The sequence below is a fragment of the Microcoleus sp. A006_D1 genome (genome assembly GCF_036702805.1).
Taxonomy (GTDB): domain Bacteria; phylum Cyanobacteriota; class Cyanobacteriia; order Cyanobacteriales; family Microcoleaceae; genus Microcoleus.
Map to the genome: position 1 here is coordinate 1 of NZ_JAUBVZ010000030.1, position 19,627 is coordinate 19,627.

At 45.2% G+C, this 19,627-nt stretch carries 18 protein-coding genes and 1 riboswitch; of the genes, 10 read left to right on the plus strand and 8 right to left on the minus strand.

Annotated elements, in window-relative coordinates; all coding sequences use genetic code 11:
- Positions 1 to 64: 64 nt before the first annotated feature.
- Positions 65 to 2,209 carry an ATP-binding protein gene (locus QUB68_RS29450; RefSeq protein ID WP_332998458.1) on the minus strand — a complete coding sequence of 715 codons (2,145 nt, stop codon included), beginning with the start codon at positions 2,207 to 2,209 and terminating at the stop codon, positions 65 to 67.
- Between the two features lie 148 nt (positions 2,210 to 2,357).
- The gene (locus QUB68_RS29455) at positions 2,358 to 2,702 is read right to left on the minus strand and encodes a slr1659 superfamily regulator (protein WP_332998459.1); all 345 of its coding nucleotides are present in this window, start codon (positions 2,700 to 2,702) and stop codon (positions 2,358 to 2,360) included.
- A 184-nt stretch (positions 2,703 to 2,886) separates the two neighbouring features.
- Here QUB68_RS29455 and QUB68_RS29460 point away from each other — a divergent pair, with 184 nt between their 5' ends.
- The 4 genes from QUB68_RS29460 to QUB68_RS29475 all read left to right on the plus strand — a co-directional run bounded on the left by QUB68_RS29460 (position 2,887) and on the right by QUB68_RS29475 (position 5,915).
- Positions 2,887 to 3,129 (plus strand): hypothetical protein, encoded by a 243-nt coding sequence (locus tag QUB68_RS29460; RefSeq protein WP_332998460.1) that lies wholly within the window; start codon positions 2,887 to 2,889, stop codon positions 3,127 to 3,129.
- Positions 3,130 to 3,192: 63 nt separating this feature from the next.
- Entirely contained in the window at positions 3,193 to 3,636 is a 444-nt protein-coding gene (gene cynS, locus QUB68_RS29465) for a cyanase (protein WP_332998461.1), read from the plus strand.
- Between the two features lie 228 nt (positions 3,637 to 3,864).
- On the plus strand, positions 3,865 to 5,247 hold the full coding sequence (gene clpX, locus QUB68_RS29470) for an ATP-dependent protease ATP-binding subunit ClpX (RefSeq protein WP_332998462.1): 1,383 nt from the start codon (positions 3,865 to 3,867) through the stop codon (positions 5,245 to 5,247).
- 71 nt (positions 5,248 to 5,318) lie between these two features.
- Positions 5,319 to 5,915: a type IV pilin-like G/H family protein gene (locus QUB68_RS29475; RefSeq protein ID WP_332998463.1), complete on the plus strand. Its 597-nt coding sequence runs from the start codon at positions 5,319 to 5,321 to the stop codon at positions 5,913 to 5,915.
- Here the strand turns inward: QUB68_RS29475 and QUB68_RS29480 are convergent.
- On the minus strand, positions 5,907 to 7,181 hold the full coding sequence (locus QUB68_RS29480; protein ID WP_332998465.1) for a serine/threonine protein kinase: 1,275 nt from the start codon (positions 7,179 to 7,181) through the stop codon (positions 5,907 to 5,909). The genes QUB68_RS29475 and QUB68_RS29480 overlap by 9 nt on opposite strands.
- A 69-nt stretch (positions 7,182 to 7,250) precedes the next feature.
- Positions 7,251 to 9,224: a serine/threonine protein kinase gene (locus tag QUB68_RS29485; RefSeq protein ID WP_332998466.1), complete on the minus strand. Its 1,974-nt coding sequence runs from the start codon at positions 9,222 to 9,224 to the stop codon at positions 7,251 to 7,253.
- Positions 9,225 to 9,366: 142 nt separating this feature from the next.
- Positions 9,367 to 9,531, plus strand: a riboswitch (cobalamin riboswitch).
- Positions 9,532 to 9,553: 22 nt separating this feature from the next.
- On the opposite strand from QUB68_RS29485, the gene QUB68_RS29490 reads away from it, so the two are divergent.
- The 5 genes from QUB68_RS29490 to QUB68_RS29510 all read left to right on the plus strand — a co-directional run bounded on the left by QUB68_RS29490 (position 9,554) and on the right by QUB68_RS29510 (position 14,302).
- Positions 9,554 to 9,970, plus strand: coding sequence for a DUF1636 domain-containing protein (locus tag QUB68_RS29490; RefSeq protein WP_332998467.1), 417 nt, complete (start codon positions 9,554 to 9,556; stop codon positions 9,968 to 9,970).
- Between the two features lie 127 nt (positions 9,971 to 10,097).
- Positions 10,098 to 11,132: a cobalamin biosynthesis protein CobW gene (gene cobW, locus QUB68_RS29495; protein WP_332998468.1), complete on the plus strand. Its 1,035-nt coding sequence runs from the start codon at positions 10,098 to 10,100 to the stop codon at positions 11,130 to 11,132.
- A 291-nt stretch (positions 11,133 to 11,423) separates the two neighbouring features.
- Positions 11,424 to 12,395 carry a CobW family GTP-binding protein gene (locus QUB68_RS29500; RefSeq protein ID WP_332998477.1) on the plus strand — a complete coding sequence of 324 codons (972 nt, stop codon included), beginning with the start codon at positions 11,424 to 11,426 and terminating at the stop codon, positions 12,393 to 12,395.
- A complete protein-coding gene (locus tag QUB68_RS29505) occupies positions 12,383 to 13,489 on the plus strand; it encodes a WD40 repeat domain-containing protein (RefSeq protein ID WP_332998469.1) in 1,107 nt (368 codons plus the stop codon). Before QUB68_RS29500 ends, QUB68_RS29505 begins: the two co-directional genes overlap by 13 nt.
- A gap of 126 nt (positions 13,490 to 13,615) precedes the next feature.
- Positions 13,616 to 14,302 (plus strand): CADD family putative folate metabolism protein, encoded by a 687-nt coding sequence (locus QUB68_RS29510; RefSeq protein WP_332998470.1) that lies wholly within the window; start codon positions 13,616 to 13,618, stop codon positions 14,300 to 14,302.
- 287 nt (positions 14,303 to 14,589) lie between these two features.
- Here the strand turns inward: QUB68_RS29510 and QUB68_RS29515 are convergent, their stop codons facing one another.
- Positions 14,590 to 14,787, minus strand: a complete 198-nt coding sequence (locus QUB68_RS29515) for a hypothetical protein (RefSeq protein ID WP_332998471.1) — start codon at positions 14,785 to 14,787, stop codon at positions 14,590 to 14,592.
- Between the two features lie 212 nt (positions 14,788 to 14,999).
- Complete coding sequence (locus tag QUB68_RS29520) at positions 15,000 to 16,265, minus strand: lipid-A-disaccharide synthase (protein WP_332998472.1); 1,266 nt, start codon at positions 16,263 to 16,265, stop codon at positions 15,000 to 15,002.
- A gap of 36 nt (positions 16,266 to 16,301) precedes the next feature.
- Here QUB68_RS29520 and QUB68_RS29525 point away from each other — a divergent pair, with 36 nt between their 5' ends.
- Entirely contained in the window at positions 16,302 to 16,778 is a 477-nt protein-coding gene (locus QUB68_RS29525; protein ID WP_332998474.1) for an ankyrin repeat domain-containing protein, read from the plus strand.
- A gap of 105 nt (positions 16,779 to 16,883) precedes the next feature.
- Here QUB68_RS29525 and QUB68_RS29530 read toward each other — a convergent pair whose 3' ends face one another.
- Both QUB68_RS29530 and QUB68_RS29535 read right to left on the minus strand, forming a co-directional pair.
- Positions 16,884 to 17,960: a calcium-binding protein gene (locus QUB68_RS29530; RefSeq protein ID WP_332998475.1), complete on the minus strand. Its 1,077-nt coding sequence runs from the start codon at positions 17,958 to 17,960 to the stop codon at positions 16,884 to 16,886.
- Between the two features lie 253 nt (positions 17,961 to 18,213).
- Positions 18,214 to 19,209 carry a calcium-binding protein gene (locus QUB68_RS29535; RefSeq protein ID WP_332998476.1) on the minus strand — a complete coding sequence of 332 codons (996 nt, stop codon included), beginning with the start codon at positions 19,207 to 19,209 and terminating at the stop codon, positions 18,214 to 18,216.
- Positions 19,210 to 19,627 lie beyond the last annotated feature (418 nt).

Here is a 19,627-nt window from a genome sequence, read left to right on the forward strand (position 1 = left end):
ACTAACAACTAACAACTAACAACTAACAACTAACAACTAACAACTAACAACTAACAACTAACAACTAACAACTAATATCAACTTTGGCTTTTAATTGAACAGTAAAAGTAGAACCGACACCCAACTGACTCTCGATACTGATATCGCCGCCCATCATCTGACAAAACAAGCGACTAATAGCCAATCCCAAACCGGTGCCGCCGTACTTGCGAGTAGTCGAAGCATCCCCTTGAATAAAAGGTTGAAACAAACCCTGCTGCTGTTGGGCCGACATTCCAATGCCGGTATCAGATACCTGCAAATAAACCCAATCGCTGCCGCCTGCTAGTTCGCGAGTCGCCGTCAGCAAAACTGTTCCACCTTCGGTAAACTTCAGGGCATTAGAGAGCAAATTGAACAAAATTTGTCGGACTTTAGTCAAATCTGCATACATCACTCCTAAATTCACAGAGCAAGAAACTTGCAATTGATTGTGATTTTTATCGACCAAAGGGTGCAAAGTTGCAACCACTTCTTCTATTAAATTACTGATCAAAAAATTTTCTAAGTAAAGCTCCATCCGACCGGCTTCTATCTTAGAAAGGTCGAGAATATCGTTAATTAAAGTTAGCAAGTGTTTGCCGGCGTTATGAATTTTTTGGGTATCGGGAATGATGTCTTTGAGTCCCGATTCTAGTGCTTCTTCTTCTAGCATTTCGCTGTAGCCGATAATCGCGTTGAGCGGCGTCCGCAGCTCGTGGCTCATATTGGCTAAAAAAGTGCTTTTTGCTCTGGATGCTGCTTCAGCTTTGTGTAAGGCTTCTTGCAAGGCTATTTCGGCTTTTTTGCGCTCGGCTATTTCGATGCGGAGCAGTTTATTGGCGGCGGTGAGTTGAGCGGTGCGCTGATCGACGGTCATTTCTAGCTGGGCTTTGGCTTTGGAGAGTGCTTCCTGGGCCCGCTGTCGTTCAAATCCTTCGATCGCCAGCGCGACCAAATTTGCCAAAGAATCGGCGAAGGTGCGTTCCTCCAAAGCCCACTGGCGGGGCGCGCCGATATGTTCCAGAGAGAGAATGCCGACGATCTGGCCGCCGAGCCTAATTGCTACATTTAAGATCGATGAATTTGGGTTGCTCTGATTCGGCAGCACGGCGGAATGTTCGGCTACCGAAGATAAGTGGCACAAATTTGTGGCGATCGAGTTTTGATTGTTTGGCGCAGGTTCTAAAGCTTTGTCCTCAGCTAAGTTTTCGCCCGGTGCATCGGCTTCGAGCTCTAAAACTGAAAATTTTAAATCGCTTGCGGATATGGACTGGCGGCTTAAATGATTCTCGCGGGTGCGATCGTACAAATCGATACAAACTAATTTGAGGTTGGGAATTTTAAACTTGGAATGATTGACAGACTCGTGGTTTTCTGGGGCGGCCGCCTCTGTATCGACTGGCTGTGTTTGGTTGCGGGCGATCGCTCTGTGGGTAAAATTTAGCTGGGGTGCGATCGTCGGGTAGCGAGTGCCAAATCTGACATGGTTGTAAAGCCAGACGCTGACTTTTTCCACTTCCAAAGTACGGGATGCCGCCTCGGTAATTTCGCGAATTCCCACATTCAGCGCACCGGTGTTGAGAGTCCTCTGCCGGCCTAGCTGCAACAAAGCCAGACTCTGGCGGCGGAGGCGCTTTTCGCTCTCTTGGAGAGTTTGTTCTGCTTGCTTGCGCTGGGTGAGGTCGTACAAGGCGCACAAGGCCGCCGGCTGACCGTTAAACAGCAGTGGCTGCACCGAGATCGTTGCCCAGAAAAGGGTACCGTCTGACTTTTTGCAGTGGAGTTCGTAGTCTTGGAGGTATCCGTCTTGGGCGAGGGCGTCAAGTACATTTGGGCGATCGCTGCGGTAGAAGTAAAAGTCTGAGGTGTCACGGCCGATCAATTCTTCTAAGGCTATGTTCAACAGAGAAGCCGATTGAGCGTTCGCATACAGAATTAAGCCGTCCGAGAGGCGAGAAACCAATACCGGCACCGGAGTTGCCGAGGCGATCGCCCGAAACTGCTCTTCGCTTGAACGCACTGCCAACTCAGCTTTCGAGAGTAAGTGAGCTTCCATCGTATCCGAATGTTCGGTGTTAGTCTCCAGCAAAATTTCTAGATCAGCCTTTTCGCGCTTCAAGTTTTCAAGTTCCGCACTCAGCCGCTGAACGTCGAAAAGTAGCTGTTCTCTTGATGGTTCTTCCTGCATAGCAATTGACAATTGGTAATTTTTAGTCAGTTCTGAAGTTTTTTACTGTTTGCTGCTAACTTAACTATGACTTATTCCCTTCACTTCAGCCCCCCTCATGTTCGGGCCCGGACTTTTTCGGAGACTCACCGTTACCTTTTGCGATTTACTATTCCAATTCTAAATGCAAGGAAGGCATCAGCCGCTGCAAGTTCTTCAGCGATTTTCCCTGCCAGGGTATCTGTTTAGAGCCTTTGACAGCGATTTGAATATTCTTTTGCTGGCGCACTTTGATCACAAATTTTGACACAATATTAATTCCCGAACTATTTAAGAATTCTAGCTTTCGCAAGTCGAGAGTAATCATGTTTGGCGAAGAGTCAGCTACTTCGTTGAGCAGCTCGACGATCGGCGCGTATTCTTCCGTCTGGCTGAGCCGGAAAGAGCCGCAGCAGGTGACTGTTTGAGTAGCGCGATCGTACTCAATGGTGTAATCTTTGGTCTGAATCTCCATATTTTTGTCAGTTCTAGGTTGTGAGGGGTAAAGGGGTCTTATCTGTGGGATATCACCACCCGTGCCTGAGGCTAGCACGATCAAATTTCGGCAGGCAAGCCTGTTGCCGAACACCTTGGTTTGTGTAACTTGCACTACATATATTGCCAACTGTACCATTGCCGCAGGGCATTTATGAGTTATTTTGGGAGCGATCGGTTGCAAGCTGTGGAAATTAACAAGACCAGATGCGGCTGAAGTTGCGAGTTATGACATAAGGAAGAAGCAAGAAGCAAGAAGCAAGAAGGAAGAAGCAAGAAGGAAGAAGCAAGAAGGAAGAAGCAAGAAGGAAGAGGTAATAAAATCAAGGGTTTCAGCAATTAACAACGTCCTAATCGTCTGGCGCGGTTGCCAGATCAATTATGTTTTTTTCTCAGCTTGCTATTGACAAAATCACCAAAATGTGAGAAAAATTTCACATCTGGCACCGCACTGAGTTGGAGAATATTTAATGGCAATTTCTGAAATAACCGAAAAGCTTTTGGCTGCTAAAAAAGCTCAGGGAATTAGTTTTGCAGAATTGGAAAAACTTTTGGGCCGCGACGAGGTTTGGATTGCTGCGGTGATTTACCGTCAAGCTACCGCATCGGTGGATGAAGCCGAGAAACTTGTCTCGGCTTTGGGACTGTCGGGCGAGACGGCTGCGGTGCTGTGCGAACCTCCGTTAAAAGGTTCTTTGGATGCAGCAGTTCCAGTTGACCCGCTGATTTATCGCTTCTATGAAATTATGCAGGTGTACGGAATGCCGCTCAAAGCAGTGATCCACGAAAAATTTGGTGACGGAATTATGAGCGCGATCGACTTTACTTTGGATGTCGAGAAAGAAGCAGACCCAAAAGGCGATCGAGTGAAAATAATTATGTCGGGAAAATTTTTAGCATACAAAAAATGGTAAGCCAGTGCCGCTTTACCTTCCACTGAAAATTAAAAATTAAAAATTTGGTCGAATGACTGATGACTAATGACTAATGCCTCAAAAGTGTTAACTTAGAAAAAGAGTCCGCGAAGCTTGACTGGCTTGGGTGTCCGAGCGGGAAACCTTTCTAGGGCAGAGAATCGATCGCTCCCGGCGCAACTTTCCAGTCAAAACAAGCAACCGCAACCGTCAAGTAAGAGGCTAAATATGTCAAAATATGACTCCCATCTCAGATGCTCCTTTTGCGGCAAGTCGCAAGAGTACGTCCGCAAGTTAATAGCTGGGCCCGGCGTCTACATTTGCGATGAATGCGTGGAACTGTGCAATGAAATTTTAGAAGAGGAGTTCTTTGACTCCAGCAAAACAATTGGTCAACAGATTCCCCAGTCAGAGGTGCGAGAGTCTCAGGGACAAGGAACGCGGCGCCAGGGTCGATCGAACAAATCGAAAATCGTTTTAGCTAAAATCCCCAAACCCACAGAAATTAAACAGCATTTAGACAACCACGTCATCGGCCAGAACTCAGCCAAAAAAGTCCTTTCTGTAGCAGTTTACAACCATTACAAGCGCTTGAGCGTAGACCAAGCCAAAGACAGCAGCAAGCCTTCCCCCGACGGCGATGTCGAACTGCAAAAATCCAACATCATGCTAGTCGGGCCGACAGGTTGCGGCAAAACTTTGTTAGCGCAAAGTTTGGCGCAAATGCTCGAAGTCCCGTTTGCGGTAGCCGATGCGACGACGCTAACAGAAGCTGGATATGTCGGCGACGATGTAGAAAATATCTTGCTGCGCCTGTTGCAAATGTCCGATTTTGATGTCGAATCGGCCCAGCGCGGGATTATTTATATTGATGAAATTGACAAGATTGCTCGCAAAAGCGAAAACACTTCGATCACTAGGGATGTATCGGGAGAAGGAGTGCAGCAAGCGCTGCTAAAAATGTTGGAAGGAACAGTGGTTAACGTGCCCCCGCAAGGCGGCCGCAAACATCCTTACCAAGATTTTATTCAAGTTGACACTAGCAAAATTCTATTTATTTGCGGCGGTGCTTTTGTCGGTTTGGAAAAAATAGTTGAACAGCGTTTGGGTAAAAAATCCTTGGGCTTTATTCAGCCAACAGAAACCGACAGCAACTCGACTTTGCCGGCGAAGGATAAGCGGGCGGCTGATATTTTGCAGCAAGTACAGCCGGATGATTTAGTTAAGTTTGGTTTAATTCCTGAGTTTGTGGGGCGGATTCCGGTGGTGACGGTGATTTCGCCGCTGGATGAGGCGGCTTTGATGCAGATTTTGACTGAACCTCGCAATGCGCTGGTGAAGCAGTATCAGAAGCTGTTGAAGATGGATAGTGTGGAGTTGGAATTTGAGCCGGATGCGCTGCGGGCGATCGCCCAGGAGGCCTATCGACGCAAAACCGGCGCGAGAGCTCTCCGCAGCATTTTAGAGGAGTTAATGCTCGATGTGATGTACGAGTTGCCTTCTCGCAAGGATGTTGCTCGCTGTACGATTACTCCTGAAATGGTTGAGAAGCGATCGACTGCCGAATTGCTGTGGCATCCCGCATGGCACAAACAGCACGAAACAGCTTAATTTGTAGTTTGTAGGGTGTGCGGCGCGCACCCTGCAAACTTAGCAAATGTACCTTATGGCAGCTTAAAAAAATGTCAACAGATATAGATAAAACAAGTAAAAAAATCAGATTTTTAGTATCCAGTGTGCTGGTACGGACTTTAATTTACAGCGGTTTTATGGCTGGCATACTAGCATCTTTTTACAATTTCAAACTCAACACTATTAAAATCTTAAGTAGTGGGAAATCTCCGGCAGCACAAGCAGATATGGCTTCGATCAATAAAGCGCAGGAAGATTACTATGCAAAAAATAACAAATTTAGTGATTCCCTGGAAGGGTTGGGTGTACAAGGTCTCGGCAGAGATAACTATAAGTACCAAATTCACTCATTATTAATGAAGCCAGTTCAAACGTTGGAGAATAAGCGCGAACCAGCACAATTTGAAACCGCGATCGCAATTTCTATATCTATGGATTACTCTATGGAAGGGGAAAAAGACTACGGTGCAGTATATATAGGAGCAGTATTTGCTTTCCAATTTAAAGATGTTCGCAATCAACTAATAACTATTTCGGCAATCTGCGAAAGTGAGCCGCAAAAGGAGGGGTATCGAAGCAATCCGACACAGCCCACTTTTGACGGCACAGAAATTCACTGCCCGCCCGGTACAAATATTTTAAGGTAATACCTTTAAACTATTTTGTGCTACTTTTTGATCGTTTAAATAAAATTCAAACCTCCAATTGCCAGGCTTGGCATCTTTTGTAAAATTGTACCCGCACCAAGTATTTAGTCGATCTGCCGTTGTTCTTAAACGAGATAGACCCTGGGCTGCCAATTTTCCTTGAGAGTCAAATACGCTACAAGTAGCGTAATATTCTTTCTTTGACAAGTTAGTCACACTGACAGCAAAATATACTTTCTGTGTTTTTTTTAAAGACACAAAATCTATAATTTTTTGGGATTTTAGCTCGCCAGTTAACATCACTTGACTCACAGGTTTTAAATTCTGTTGGCTGGCTTCTGGTTGGAATTTAACTACTTGTTGAAGTTGAGTATATTTCAAGATAAACAGGAGTAAAATAGCAGCGCTTGTTGTCAACACTCCGATTGATATCAGTGCAAGTTTTGATTTTTTAGGCTGGCGAACTACATCTAAGGAAATTAAATCATTTAGGGCCGCATCTGCGGAAGGATAGCGGTGTTTAAAATTCGGTTCCACCATTTTTTGCAGCCAGTCAAGAAATTCTGGAGTTAGCTGCGGTAAGCGATGTTTAAAATTAATCCGCCCCGTGTCGTCCATCAAACTGCCAATTTCGGTAGAATTAATCCCGATTAGCAAGCAAATTAGCGTGGCGCCGAGGCTGTATAAATCGGATGCGACTGTTAGCTGGCGGTTGAACATTTGTTCGGGCGGCATAAAGCCCAAGGTGCCTTTGACAACGCTGCTGGCGGCTACTTCTCCCCCCCCGATTCTAGCAAATCCGAAATCGACAAGGCTGACATTTAGGCGATCGTCCACCAAGATATTTTCCGGCTTCAAATCTCGGTGGATGACTGGCGGTACCCGATTTTGCAGGTATTTGAGTATTTCTAACACAGAAATAGCAATTTGCTTAGTTTTTTGCGGTGTTTGCTGCGGCGAAGTAGCGAGGGAATTAGCATTTTTGTATTCTTGTACCATGCTGAAACCCGATGCAGTTTGGAAGGAGTCTAAATAGCGGGGAATGTTAGGGTTATCGAGTGCTCGCAAAATCTCAATTTCTTTTTCATAAGCTTGATATTCCGCCCAATTAGCACCAGTCTGGGCAAATTGAAATTGTTTGACTACGACGGAACGTTGAGTATTAATTTCAGTAGCCAGATAGGTAACTCTACCGCCGGCGCGGTTGTGTCCGAGTTCGCGAGTTACTTGATAGCCGTAGTTGGAAAAGTCAGGAAAATCATTCATAAGTCATTTGTAAGGTTTGTAGTAAGGACTTCAGTCCTCAATAACTCAGTAAAACAAGCGAGCAATTGTTTAAGGTTTAATTAAACTTGCTTGTAATTTGCGATAATTAGCAACGATTCTATTCGGCTTAAAAACAATCATTTCAAGTAATGGAATAGCAGTTGCAGCTAAAGAGGCGATTGTCGCTCCTCCTACAGCTACTATTTCCATTGGTTCAACCCATTCTCGTTGAGCGACAACGTTTAAAAACAGTCGAAATGCTACTACCAAGCTAGTACAAAATCCTGCCCTGAAAAAAGCTATTTTGTCATTATGAATGTTAATAATTCTTCTGAGGGTAGTCTGCTGGCCAATCGGATTATGAAAAATCGTATAAACTATCATGCAACACAAATTAATTAGCAAAATAAAAAATGCTTGCAACAAACCCTCACCCTCGATCATTGCCCCGAGAATAAGCAATGCAATTAAGACAAATTGCACGATAGCCAGAGCTATAGCCACAGCCCTATTCATCATACTTCCAAGTGCAGCTCCACATAAACTAAAGAATATCGGCACAATTACCATCCAGATCGAGGCAGCAATTGATAGAATTGTATTGTTCGATTTGGGGAAATTACCAATAACTTCAATAAAACCAGACACAACAAAAAAATATAAAGTTAATCCTATTAGCGATCCCAATAATCCTCCTGCCCAAGTTTTTTCCTTTCCATGTGATTCTGCTAAGAGTGTGATTTCAGCAACGGCAAATCCATATACTAAGCTCGCAATAAGACCGAAAGCAAAGTCATAATTGTCGCCCATATTAAAGAGAAAGCCGAATAAGACAAAGCAGCACATAAAAATCAGGCTACCCTTAGACAATAAAGTAATTGATTCTGGTATGGGGAGAGAAGCTGTTGTGACTTTAATTTTGAGTTTATAACTGTCGGGTTCGGAATTAGTATGCAAGATTATATACCGCTCATAAGCTTGACTGGCTAACAATTGTTTGGTGTCAACAATGATTTTGCAAGCAACTTTATTGCTCTCAAATTTCTGCGGCTCAAACAATATCCAAGGGTGGTCGTAAGGTGTGTGCGGCGGGTCACTCGGATGTGGCGCGACTTCCCATCTGCCCGCAAGCATTGTATCTGGAATTGGATTGCTAATTTCGATGGTTTGTGTTATTGTTTTGCCATATTCTGTTGCGGTAAATTCGAGCATATCGCGATTACTTCTCACTTTCGGCAATCGGCTAACATCAAGAGATTTCAGAACCGCCCAAGATTCAGCGGCTGACTGATATCGGTCTTGCAATCTCGGTGCTACCATTCTGTCCAGCCAGTTCATCCAACCCTGCTGCAAGGGCGGCACTAAATGCCGAAAATGAATGCTATAATTATCATCGATTAAGTTGCCGACATCCACAGATTTTGTACCTGTTAACAAGCAAATCAGCGTCGCCCCTAAGCCGTACAAGTCGGATGCTGTTGTTAATTGTCGGTTAAACATTTGCTCTGGTGGCATGAATCCCATTGTGCCTTTGACTACGCTGCTGGCGGCGATATTTCCGCCTCCCAAGCGGGCAAAACCGAAGTCTACTAAGTACACATTTAAGTTGTCATCGATTAACAGGTTTTCCGGTTTGATGTCGCGGTGGATTACGGGCGGTTTTTGGGATTGCAGGTAAGCTAGAATTTCTAAAGTGGCGATCGCAATTTGTTTAATATCCGGCGGCGAGAAAGTCCGGGCGATCGCACTTTCAGCATTTTTGTATTCCTGCACCATACAAAAACCGCTGTCAGTCCCGAAAGCATCGAGATAGCGGGGGATACCTGGGAAATCCAAACTTTCCAGCACTTTAATTTCTTGTTCGTAAGCATCGTATTCTGTCCAGCTAGCACCTAATTGAGCGAATTGAAATTGCTTAATCACAACGGAGTTTGTTGTATTAATTTTTGTGGCGAGATAGGTGACGCGGCCGCCCAAACTGTTGTATCCGAGTTCGCGGGTTACTTGATAGCCGTGTGTGGAAAAGTCGGGAAAATCGTTCATAAGGTTGGTAGTGAGGACTTCAGTCCGCAGAAATATCAGAGGACTAAAGTCCTTACTACGAACTGGGTTAATTTATGTGGTTAGATATTAAAAATCGCTGTTACCAAGATAACTTTTTTGGGAAAGGGCGGCAAGTGTGGTAGGATTTGAATTCGCGATCGGTTCTAGCGGGGAGCAGCCGCTAGAGGAAACGGGGAAAGTTCGGTGCAAGTCCGGCGCTGTCCCGCAACTGTAATGAGGTTTGTAGTAAGGAATGCAAGTCCTTTACCTCTAAAGTCAGAATGCCCGCCGATATCTAACTCACTTTTGAACGCATCTACGAGGTATGGATGATGAATGGAACTAAACGTAACACGGCTGTACGCACAAAACACTGTCTTTTAGTTTGCACGGCTTGCGCTAGTGTTTGGAAAGACGGCAAGCGCGAAGGTAAAAGCGGTGGCCAACAATTTATGGAAGATTTATCGAAACTCGCTAAAGATTGGGAGTTGTCCGAGCAGTTTGATATTCAAGAAGTTGAGTGCATGAGTGCTTGCAGTCACTCTTGTGCGGTGTCTTTTGCTGCTGTGGGAAAGTATACTTATCTGTTTGGTGATTTGCCTCCGAATGAGCCGGAAAGTGTCGAGGCTGTACTCGAATGCGCGGGTCAATACTATGCTAAGTCGGACGGTTTGTTGCCTTGGGCTGAGCGTCCTCAAGCTTTGAAAAAAGGTGTTTTGGCGAAGATTCCGCCGCTGGGGAATTAGAGATAAGAGCAAACAGAAGAGTCGGCGGTTAGAAACCGCGACTACACAAACGATGTCCGCCTTCGCGGACTGAAGAATGGTGCGCCATGCGCACCATACGGTACATTTAAACCTGACACAAAATTTAATGCACAAGATTCCTGTTACGGTCATCACTGGTTTTCTCGGTAGTGGCAAAACTACGTTAATTCGCCATTTATTGCAAAACAATCAAGGCCGCCGCATCGCAGTTTTAGTTAATGAATTTGGCGAAATTGGTATCGACGGAGAACTGCTGCGCGATTGCCAAGTTTGCGATGAAGAAGAAAGTGTCAGCAGCAATATTGTAGAACTAACAAATGGTTGTCTTTGCTGCACTGTTCAAGAGGAATTCTTGCCGACTATGCAGGAATTGTTGAAGCGCAAAGACCAAATTGATTGTATCTTGATTGAGACTTCTGGCTTGGCACTTCCTAAGCCTTTGATTCAAGCTTTTCGCTGGCCGGAAATTCGCACTGGCGCTACTGTTGACGGTGTGGTTGCTGTTGTTGATTGCGAAGCTATTGCTAGCGGTAATTTTGTCGGTGATATCGATGCTTTGATGGCGCAGCGACAGGCTGATGATAGTTTGGATCACGAAACGCCGATCGAGGAATTGTTTGAAGACCAGTTGGCCTGTGCCGATATGGTACTGTTGACGAAGGTCGATCGCGTAAATGCAGAAACTCAACAGAAAGTTCAAACCTGGTTGCAGCAAGAGTTACGTCCGAGTGTAAAAATTGTGCCTTGCAAGGGTGGCGAAATTAACCCTGATGTGCTGTTGGGATTTAATGCGGCGGTTGAGGATGATTTGGAGTCCCGCCCGAGTCACCACGACGCTGAGGAGGAACATGAGCACGATGATGATATTAACTCGACTTTCTTTATTGCCGATCGCGCATTTGAACCAGAAGCTTTGGTGAAAAAACTGCAATCCTTGATGCAGAAGGAAGAAATCTATCGGATTAAGGGGTTTGTGGCGGTTCCCAACAAACCGATGCGGATGGTGTTGCAAGGTGTGGGCGATCGTATAGAATATTTTTACGATCGCCCTTGGCAACCTTCCGAACTCCGCCAAACCAAGCTGGTGCTGATCGGAAGAGAGTTGGAGCGCGATCGAATTGCAGCTATAATTGGCACTTAATTATGCGGAGTCATTAGTCATTAGTCATTAGTCATTAGTCATTAGTCATTAGTCACGCACACTGACCTCAGAAACCCGGTTTCTTCCTAGATTTCTCGTCACTCGTAGAAACCGGGTTTCTAGCCCAATGTCCAATCTCAAATCTCAAATCTCAAATCTCAAATGGTAAAACCCGCCCCTACAGGCTTTTGCAAACAATTTATTAACATTATTTAATATTGTTGCTGTTGCCAGCCTGTCTGGTGTAAAATAGCGATAATGGTTATCATTGTAAAACAAACGAGGTCAAGTATGGTGACTGCTGGGGCGATCGAATCAGTTCCCGTAACCGTTCTCACGGGCTATCTGGGTGCAGGCAAAACCACGCTGCTCAACCACATTTTAACACAGGAACACGGCAAAAAAGTTGCAGTGATCGTCAACGAATTCGGTGAAGTAGGCATCGACAACCAACTGATAATTGATGCCGATGAAGAAATTTTTGAGATGAACAATGGCTGCATTTGCTGTACAGTCCGAGGCGACTTAATTCGGATTATCAACAACTTAATGAAGCGGCGCGACAAATTCGACCACATAGTCATCGAAACCACAGGTTTAGCCGACCCCGCACCCGTAATTCAAACATTCTTTGTAGACGAAGATATGCGGGACAAATTGCTGCTGGATGCAGTTGTCACCGTAGTTGATGCCAAGCACATCTCCCAACACTGGGATGCCGATGAAGCTCAAGAACAAATTGCCTTCGCAGATGTAGTTTTGCTCAACAAAACTGATTTAGTGACTCCCGAAGAATTGGCAGAATTAGAAAAGCGAATTCGCGCCATGAATGCAATGGCAAAAATCTACTGCACCCGCAACGCTGAATTAGCAATGGATGCTTTGTTGGGCGTCAAAGCATTTGATTTGAACCGGGCATTAGAAATCGAACCAGACTTTTTGGGCGAACACGAACACGAACATGACGAAACTGTCACCTCAGTGGCAATAGTAGAATCTGGTGCTGTTGACGGCAACAAATTTAGCGATTGGATTGGCGAATTGTTGCGAACTCAAGGCACAGATATCTTTCGGACAAAAGGCATTTTGAATATGGCCGGAGAAGACAAGCGATTTGTTTTCCAAGGAGTGCATATGCTGTTCGACGGACGGCCGGATAGAGCTTGGAAAGCTACCGAAACTCCGAAAAATGAACTCGTATTCATCGGCCGCAATTTAAACGAAAATCAATTGAAAGAGGGTTTCCGTCGGTGTCTAGTTTAAAAGGAACGGGCAAAAATAAGAGCGGCAGCAGCGAACTAACCCTGCAATTTCACGCTAAAGTAATGCTGTCTGACTACGTAACTGCTGTTACTTGGTCGCCGGATGGCAAAACTTTAGCACTCTGTTCCGCCGCCGGCGAAGTGATGTTGGGGACAGTAGGGGCAATTAATCAATTGTCCTTGCAACCGCTGCAAAGTGCCACAGGGAAATCGGCAGATTGTTTGTCTTTTTCCTCCGACAGTCAATTCCTAGCTGCGGGCGGACAAGATGGAAAAGTGCAAATTTGGCGCGTTAATTCTGGGGAATTAATTGCTAATTTGGATAACCAGCGAGTCTGGGTTGACAAATTAGCTTGGAGTCCCCACTGCAATCAGTTAGCTTTCAGCATGGGTCGCTGCGTTCAAGTCTGGAATGCTGATGATAATGTTGTGGAAGTAACGCTGAATTTCGACTCATCATCTATCCTAGATTTAGCATGGCATCCGATTGTTCAATACCTGGCAGTTAGCGGCTATCAAGGTGTTAAAGTTTGGAGTGGCGAAGACTGGGACGAAGACCCGGAAATTTTATCTGTACCGTCCGCAACAGGTGCAATTGCTTGGTCGCCGTCAGGGCAATATTTAGCCTGCGGTAATATGGATAATACCCTAATTGTTAGTGAATGGGGTAATTTGGAACCGTGGGTAATGCAGGGTTTTCCGGGGAAAGTTCGGGAGTTGGCTTGGTCGGACAAAACTAATTCTTTGGGTGCACCTTTGTTAGCTGCTTCGAGTTCTCAAGGTGTTTCTGTTTGGGAAAGAGATGCTGATGAAAGAGTCGGTTGGGAAGGTTGGGCCTTAGAAGTGCATGAAAATGTGGTAAATGCGATCGCATTTCAACCTAACACATTTTTATTAGCTTCGGCAGCCGCAGACGGTCAAGTTTGTTTGTGGTACGAAGCAGAACAATTGCTGCAAATTCTCGAAGGCGCAGAGGCTGGTTTTTCCTGTCTCGCATGGCATCCCGACGGTCAATTTCTCGCGGCCGGCGGGAATGGCGGCGAATTGCTGGTCTGGTCGAAATCTATGCGGGGTAAGGGGTTCGGGCGGCGCTAAGTTGGCATGACGGCCGCTCGCACGAGTGTTGCAAAGACGTAAACAATTGAAAACTTGGTCTTGACAAAATCCCAGATTACAATAACATTTTAGTGGCTGCACTATCCTTAAGGGCGATCGACAATTATGACCGAACAGCAATTTCTCGAACAACTCAACAGCATTCTCGACCAAAACCACCTGCTGAAACACCCGTTCTACCAAATGTGGAACGAAGGCAAACTCGACCTCGCAATGCTGCAAGAGTACGCACAAGAATATTACCTGCAAGTCCACAACTTCCCCACCTACGTCAGCGCTACCCACGCCGCCTGTGACGACATCAAAATTCGTCAAATGCTCCTCGAAAACCTGATAGAAGAAGAAAGAGGCGCCGCAAATCACCCCGAACTGTGGTTGCGCTTCGCCGAAGGTTTGGGTTTAGACAGAAATGCAGTTCTCGAACGCGAACATTTAGAAAAAACCACCGAATCCGTCCGCATTCTCAAAGACTTAGCCCGCAGCGAATCTCCCGCCAAAGGTTTAGCCGCCCTTTATGCTTACGAAGCACAAATCCCCGAAGTTTCCACAACCAAAATCGCTGGTTTAAAGGAATTTTACGGCATCGATTCACAAGCTGCTTTGTCCTTCTTTCAAGTTCACGAAAAAGCCGACGAGTTCCACTCGCAAGCCACTCGCGAAGCGCTGTTACAGCTTTGTGAGACTGAAGAAGCACAACAAGAAGCGCTGTTAGCCGCCGAGAAAGCAACTTTTGCTCTTAATTTACTGCTTGATGGGGTTTATGAAACCTACTGTCAAGCTAAGTGCATCTAGTTAAGTTAAGGGCAGGTTTTGTACATAAATTATCTGTGAATACAAAAGTTTATTAACTAAACCTGCCCCTACCAATGATTAATTGTGCATATAGTTAGGTAGAAAAAACGCATAATTTGTAGGGGCGGGTTTAGCCAAGGATTTTGACACTCGCCAACAATCTCAGAACAAAACCCGCCCTCCCTCACTCAGAACAAAACCCGCCCCGTACATCTAGTGAAGGGTAGGTTTTGCACAGAAATCATCTGTGAGTACAAAAGTTTATTCGCTAAACCTACCCCTACCAATCAACGAATAATTTGTAGGGGCGGGTTTAGCCAAGGATTTTGACAGCAAACAATCTCGGTACAAAACCCGCCCGCTGCCCCTTTTTTTTTCAGAATAGCCGCTTCTATTTCTGTTGATGGAATTGCTATTTCTATTGCTTTGAATATCTCGCTAATTTTGAGCTTGGGAGATTCTAATAATAATTTTTTGAAATACACTGTACTTGATTTACTTTTTGGTACATGATACCTAGTTTACCACTTTGTCAGCCTTAAGTAAACCGTATTGCGCCCCACCCAACTAACAGGCTGCATCAATTTGGATTTTTAGCGAATAATGCAGCTTGAGATTTTTTGTTGGGTGGGGGGGCGGGTTTATTTAAATTGTTGGTTGGTGTTTGATATTGTTGGTGAACCCGCCCCTACGACAATTAATGCTTGATAAAATCGATTTCTTCGCAAACCAATTGAGCGATTTTCTGCGCCGCCCCAGACTCGCCGCGAACGTTACGGAGCCGATCGCCCATTCGTGCTAATTTATCAGGATGGCTCAAATAGTCGATCGCCAAATGGGCCACAACATCCGGTTCCAGCTTACCAATCAACTCCGGCACAATCTCCTCCCCTGCCCAGATATTCGGCCAAGCATAAAGCTTTCCCTTCCCCAATTGCAAGATTGCCCAATTAATCCCAGTTGCAAAAACAGAACCAACTAACGGCAAATTTGCCAACAATCCAGGCAAACCATCCCAAGCCTTCATCGCATCCAACTGCTGCGTCGGAATCAACACAATCATCGGTATTGCTAACGAACCCAATTCAGCAGTATTCGCTCCCACAGTAGTCAAACACAGGCTGCATTCCGATAGCAAATCGTAGGCAGGTGTTTGCGTCCAAAGTTCTATCTGCAACCCAGTTGCTGTCTGCAAAAACGGCGATTCTGTTAAATGCAATTGGGCGCTGGCGTTGTCAAATAAGTGCAGGCAAGGATTTTGTTCAGCATCGGCAAAACGTGCTATAGTTTGCACATCTATGGTAGGCGCAACCGGAATCACAAAGCGAGTTTGAGGACGGACTCGATGGATCGATTGCGCGATCGCCAAACATAACGGTACACCTACAGCTAATTTAGCCGCCTTAGAACCCGGTAACAATCCAATTAATTCTATTTCCCGTCGGGGTTGTGCGCCGTCTTTTGCGTCCGATTTGCGATCGCCTACCTCTGCGATCAAATCTCCGACAACTGCAAATTTATCAGCATATTTTTGCGGAACTTTAGCAAAAACTTCCGGTTTCATCGCCGCAAATTTATCAATCCAACGATACCACCGCGCATCCCATTCAGCATAAGTAACAGTGCGATATTTTAGCCTTTTACCAATAACAACTGTAAAAAATTGGTCGCCGCCTAAAAATAAAACAACTCCCGTTTCATACCAATCCCAATTTTGGGCAGTTTTGCCCGACAATAGGAATCGCATAAAATGCTCCGGTGCTTGCACTCTATCCACTTCTGGGTAGGAATATGCGATTTGTGCTTCTTTCCCGGTGGCGTGCGGACAGGGGGACAGCACTACCGAGATTCGGGCTTCTGTGCCCCTGTTTCCCAATTCCTGGCGCAATGCTTGCACGGCGGGACGCACCCATGTTGCTAATTCTCCGGGCCCGTTGGAGAGGATTAAAATATCTACTGCCATAGGACTTAATATTTGAAAGGATACAAGGGAGAATTTATGACAGATTTAATTGATGCCGTCAAGATGGGTGATGTTGTGGCTGTGGAAAGTGCGATCGAACAACGTGCAGATATCAATGCCAAAGATGACGAAGGCGCGACGGCTTTGACGGCTGCGGCTGAGGCTGGCAATGCTGATATTGTCAAAAAAATCCTCGCAGCAAGCGCGGATGCTAACAGTCAGGATAAAGACGGGTGGACACCGTTAATGAGTGCCGCTGCTGCCGGACATACCGAGATTGTACAGCTTTTGCTGGATGCGGGGGCGGATGTGAATGCTAAAACTACTTTTGGTTTGACGGCTTTGATGAGTGCGGCGGGTAGCGGGCGCACTCATGTTGTGCAGGTTTTGCTCGAAAAGGGTGCTGATCTCAAAGCTAAGGATAATAATACTTGGACTGCTTTAATTTGGGCATCTTCGGAACATCATCAAGATGTTGTTGAGGTTTTGAAGCTGGCGCGCGATCGCCCTTAAAGACTTAGCAACCGGGTTTATCAAATAAACCCGGTTTTTGAATGGTAAAATTAACGATCGCACTTCCAACAGCGATCGGGTAGATCCCGAATAGCTGCGAGATTTCTACCCAATTAAAAATGTAAGAGCGTTAGATCCTCCTGGTAATATATTTAACTGGAGATTTCCGCCGCCTTCAATAACAGCGATCGTATCAAATCTACTAATTCCCGAAGTTCCATTGGGAAGGGAGACAGACAGGCCGTTCGTTTGGATAGCTAAATCTCGATTGTTGTTGATCGGAAATATCAACAATTGATCTAAAGAAGGTACGAAATCTCTTGATGCTAGCTGAATGCTATCCTGACCTTGGGTAAAGTTCCGAATTGTAGCAAAACCAGGCCCGATATATAAGTTTGTTGGGGGTCTGAAAAATTTACCACCAGTACCTGGTAAAATTTCTCCGAGCTTGAAGAGATCCCTGCCGCTACCGCCAGTGAGAGTATCGAATTCATTACTGCCGTCACTTTCATAATTCCGGCCGGAGATGGTAAAGCTATTACCGCCTACAGCAAAACCTACTTCAACTCCAATTAATTCGGTATTTCCGACCCCAGCACCGGTAATGATGTCATTCCCGGAAGTTCCGATAAAAGTTGCAGAGCGGCTGGGATCGTTTTTGCCGAAATTGAAGTAGTGTTCGCGACCAGTTTTCAAGGCTCCAGATTCGACAAACGGCCGAACATCGGGATTGTTTTGTAAGTATTCTGTTTCAAAAAATGAAGTCCCAAACCGACCGTCTTTGATGCCGAATTGAATGAAGTGCTGGTAGCCATTTTTAAAAGTTCCATTCTGGATAAACGGCTGCAACTGTCGGTTACTTGCGAGATAAAATGCTTCGTTATATTCAGGCGATACGCGCGATCGACCTTCTTCGTAACCAAACTGGATAAAGTGGTCTAGCCCGGTCGCAAAAGCCGCATTTGGGTTGTTGGGGGTGCGGACTAAGGCAGCAATATCTGGGTTGCCCGCAAGGTAAGTAGCTTCGTCAAAATACCGCGATACTTTCGTTAAGCCGCCAGCTTGACCGAACTTTTCAAAGTGTTCTTTCCCAGATTTGACGATTCCTGAATCAATGGCCGGTTTCACCCAAGGATATTGTGAAAGGTAGTATTGTTCGTCAAAGATGTCATAGTTTGCCATTGTTTGCCCAACTCATGAAATTTCAGCGATTTTATTATAAAACATTCCTCCTGTGTGCCGTCAAGTATTTTTTTTTACATCTATTTTTAACAAACGCATTATACTATCATACTTATGCGCGCCGTCAAGTGATTTGTGTTACATCCCTTTTAATGGTTTTGATTGCAGCATAAAAAAGGGCGATCGCCCTTTTGTTCAATGACCGATCGCACCAACCTCATTCCACACCAAATCCTAAATAGATTCAGGATTTCTAGCCGAGTAAAATTTTAAGAGGAGTAGCTCCTGGCAATACATTCAAGCTGAGATTTCCTCCGCCTTGAATCACAGCCACCGTGTCAAAGCCCTTGGTTTGGATTGCTAAATCTTGATTATTGTTGATCGGAAACAGAATGTATTTATCTAAAGGCCCCAAAAGCTGGATGCTATCCTTGCCTTTAGTAAAGTTCACAATTGTAGCAAAACCAGGGCCAATGTATAGCTGCGCTCCACGGGGTACATTACGGGCGAAGTCTTGATAATCGCCCAACACAAATTTATCATTACCCATACCGCCAGTCAGAGTATCGAATTCATTGCTGCCGTCACTTTCATAAAGTCGCGCGCCGTAAATAGGTTCTACACCTACTTCAACACCAATTATTTCCACATTTCCCACCCCAAAACCCGTGACGATATCATTGCCGGAACTTCCGACAAAAGTCGCAGAGCGATTAGGTTCAAACTGCCCGTACTTCACGTAGTGTTCTCTCCCGGTTGTAAACGTTCCTGATTTGACAAACGGCACAATATCGCGGTTTTTCTGTAAGTAATCGCTTTCAAAAAAAGGAGTACCAAATCGGCCATCTTTGCTTCCGAATTTGACGAAGTGTTGGTAGCCATTTTTGAAATTTCCGTTCTGAATAGACGGCAGGATATCTCGGTTATTTGCCACATAAAACCCTTCGTCGTAGTCAGGCGATACGCGGGTGCGGCCTTCTTCGTAGCCAAACTGAATAAATTGGTCTAAACCAGAGGCAAAAGGCGCATTTGGATTGTTGGCGCTGCGAACCAGGGGATCAATATCTGGATTGTTACCTAGATAGGTTTCTTCGTCAAAGTAACGCGATACTTTGGTGAGGCCACCAGCTTGACCATATTTTTCAAAGTGTTCTTTTCCAGATTTAATAATTCCTGTATCAATCGCAGGCTGAACCCAAGGATATTGGGCAAGGTAGTATTTTTCGTCGAAAATGTCATAGTTTGTCATTGTTTTTTGCCGAAAATTAGTTGTTTAAACATGGAATATAATCGCTGCTACTATAGCCTTTCTCAAGGGCGGTGATGTATGTCTGGTAATGGGTAATTGATCACTTTTAATTGCTCGCGTTTGACCAAACTTACTCGGAGAAGCGCTACATACAATTTTACACTGTCTATTGCTGGCCAGAGTATCACTTCAGACCTATTTATGCGATCCGCTGACTAATCTTTATTACTTCGGCTCGCTGCGCGCCATTCATCGAATTTGGATAAATTCTTGCTTGCTGTTTTTGCTTGTACAGTCAAGTTATATCAATTCTGGTTGCACCAGAATGATAAAACGGAGGAGGAGACGGCAGTGCCGTGTCCCTACCCCGATTAACTGTAGGGACACGGCACTGCCGTCTCCTAATTTCGGCTAATAA